Consider the following 2,411-nt stretch of genomic DNA (forward strand, 5'->3'; position numbering starts at 1 on the left):
GTCGTGAGTTCTATGAAAAACCGACTACCGAACGTAAGCGCGCTAAAGCTTCTGCAGTGAAACGTCACGCGAAGAAACTGGCTCGCGAAAACGCACGCCGTACTCGTCTGTACTAATCTTTTGAGAGCATCGGCTCTCAATTGTCAGACCGAGTTGTAGTTGCAAGGCCGTGCTTCCGAAAGGAATGCGCGGCTTGTTTTCGTTTATAAATCAGCATTTACACAAAATCATTCATGCTGTATCAAGGCGGCAAGTGAGTGAATCCCCGGAGCTTACATAAGTAAGTGACAGGGGTGAACGAACGCGGCCAACGCAGAGACAGTTTGAAGGATGAAGTGTAAATAAACGGGGCTTATGGCTGGACGAATCCCACGCGTATTCATCAATGACCTGCTGGCACGCACCGACATCATCGATCTAATCGATGCCCGGGTGAAGCTGAAAAAACAGGGCAAGAATTACCATGCGTGCTGTCCGTTCCATAACGAGAAAACCCCCTCTTTCACCGTAAACGGTGATAAGCAGTTTTACCACTGCTTCGGCTGCGGCGCACACGGCAATGCCATCGACTTTTTGATGAACTACGACAAGCTCGAGTTCGTTGAAACCGTTGAAGAACTGGCGGCCATGCACAATCTTGAAGTGCCGTATGAAGCCGGAACAGGCCTGAGCCAGATAGAGCGTCATCAACGACAAAATCTCTATCAACTCATGGAAGGATTAAATGATTTTTATCAGCAATCCTTCACACAACCCATCGCCGAGCCTGCACGCCAGTACCTGGAGCAACGCGGCCTGAGTGCCGAGATTGTCCAGCGTTTTGCTATTGGTTTTGCACCGCCAGGCTGGGACAACGCCTTAAAACGTTTCGGCGGTAATGTCGACAACAGAAAGCTGCTGCTCGATGCCGGAATGCTGGTCAACAACGACCAGGGAAGAACGTACGACCGTTTTCGCAATCGCGTGATGTTCCCGATTCGCGACAAACGAGGCCGGGTTATTGGATTTGGAGGTCGCGTATTAGGTAACGATACGCCGAAATACCTCAACTCCCCGGAAACCGATATTTTCCATAAAGGTCGCCAGCTTTATGGCCTTTATGAAGCCCAGCAGCACAGCGCGGAACCCCAGCGCCTGCTGGTTGTCGAAGGTTATATGGATGTCGTCGCTCTGGCGCAATACGGTATTAACTACGCGGTGGCTTCACTGGGTACATCAACCACAGCCGACCACATGCATATGCTGTTCCGTGCGACGAATAACGTAATTTGCTGTTACGACGGCGACCGCGCCGGGCGCGATGCCGCATGGCGTGCGCTGGAAACGGCCATGCCTTACATGACCGACGGTCGTCAGCTACGCTTTATGTTCCTGCCCGACGGTGAAGACCCGGACACGCTGGTTCGTAAAGAAGGCAAAGAGGCTTTTGAAGCCCGGATGGAGCATGCTCAACCGCTCTCCGTGTTCTTATTTAATAGCCTCCTGCCACAGGTTGACCTGAGCACGCCAGACGGCAGCACGCAGCTCGCTGCCCTGGCGCTCCCGTTAATCAGCCAGGTACCTGGCGACGCGCACCGCATTCAGCTGCGCCAGACGCTGGGTCTGAAGCTAGGCATCTTTGACGATGCACAACTTGATCGTTTAATGCCTAAACAGGCAGAAAGTGGCGTTGTTCGCCCGACTCAGCAGATAAAACAGACGCCTATGCGTATACTTATAGGGCTACTGGTGCAAAACCCAAATCTGGCACCACTTGTACCTCCTATGCATGGGCTGGCTCAGACAAAGCTACCAGGTCTCAGCCTGTTCACCCAGTTGGTGAACCTGTGCGTTGCGCAACCGGGCCTGACAACGGGCCAGCTTTTAGAGAACTATCGTGGAACAAGTGAGTACTCAACACTTGAAAAACTCTCAGCCTGGAACGATATAAAGGATGAGAACGTTGAAAAAATGTTCACCGATACGCTCAACCGAATTTTTGATTCAATGCTTGAACAGCGACAGGAAGAGTTGATAGCTCGCGATCGCACGCACGGTTTAAGCAGTGAAGAACGCAGGGAGTTCTGGGAAATCAGACAGGCCCTGGAAAAAAAATGAATTTAACGGCTTAACTGCCGAATACCGATCGGGAAGCCCCCGACAGCCGCTCGAGGCGCAGCGGCACTAATATAAGTACGCCCTCGCTTTAAATGTCGGCGGTTCGTTCGCCGACCGACACCAATCAAATGAATTAAGTGTGGATACCGTCTTATGGAGCAAAACCCGCAGTCACAGCTCAAGCTTCTTGTCCAGCGTGGTAAGGAGCAAGGCTATCTGACCTATGCCGAGGTCAATGACCATCTGCCGGAAGATATCGTCGATTCAGATCAGATCGAAGACATCATCCAAATGATCAACGACATGGGCATTCA

2 protein-coding genes and 1 pseudogene are annotated in these 2,411 nt (G+C 51.7%); all 3 read left to right on the forward strand.

Annotated elements, in window-relative coordinates; translation table 11 throughout:
- Positions 1–116: pseudogene (gene rpsU, locus RDN66_RS09340) on the forward strand (30S ribosomal protein S21); the annotation flags it as partial.
- A 238-nt stretch (positions 117–354) separates the two neighbouring features.
- Entirely contained in the window at positions 355–2,097 is a 1,743-nt protein-coding gene (gene dnaG, locus RDN66_RS09345) for a DNA primase (protein ID WP_035893683.1), read from the forward strand.
- Between the two features lie 153 nt (positions 2,098–2,250).
- The coding region (locus tag RDN66_RS09350; RefSeq protein WP_308537801.1) for an RNA polymerase sigma factor region1.1 domain-containing protein at positions 2,251–2,411 on the forward strand (161 nt) is incomplete at its 3' end.

Origin of the sequence: uncultured Kluyvera sp., from assembly GCF_902485085.1 — a bacterium.
Lineage (GTDB): Bacteria > Pseudomonadota > Gammaproteobacteria > Enterobacterales > Enterobacteriaceae > Kluyvera > Kluyvera ascorbata.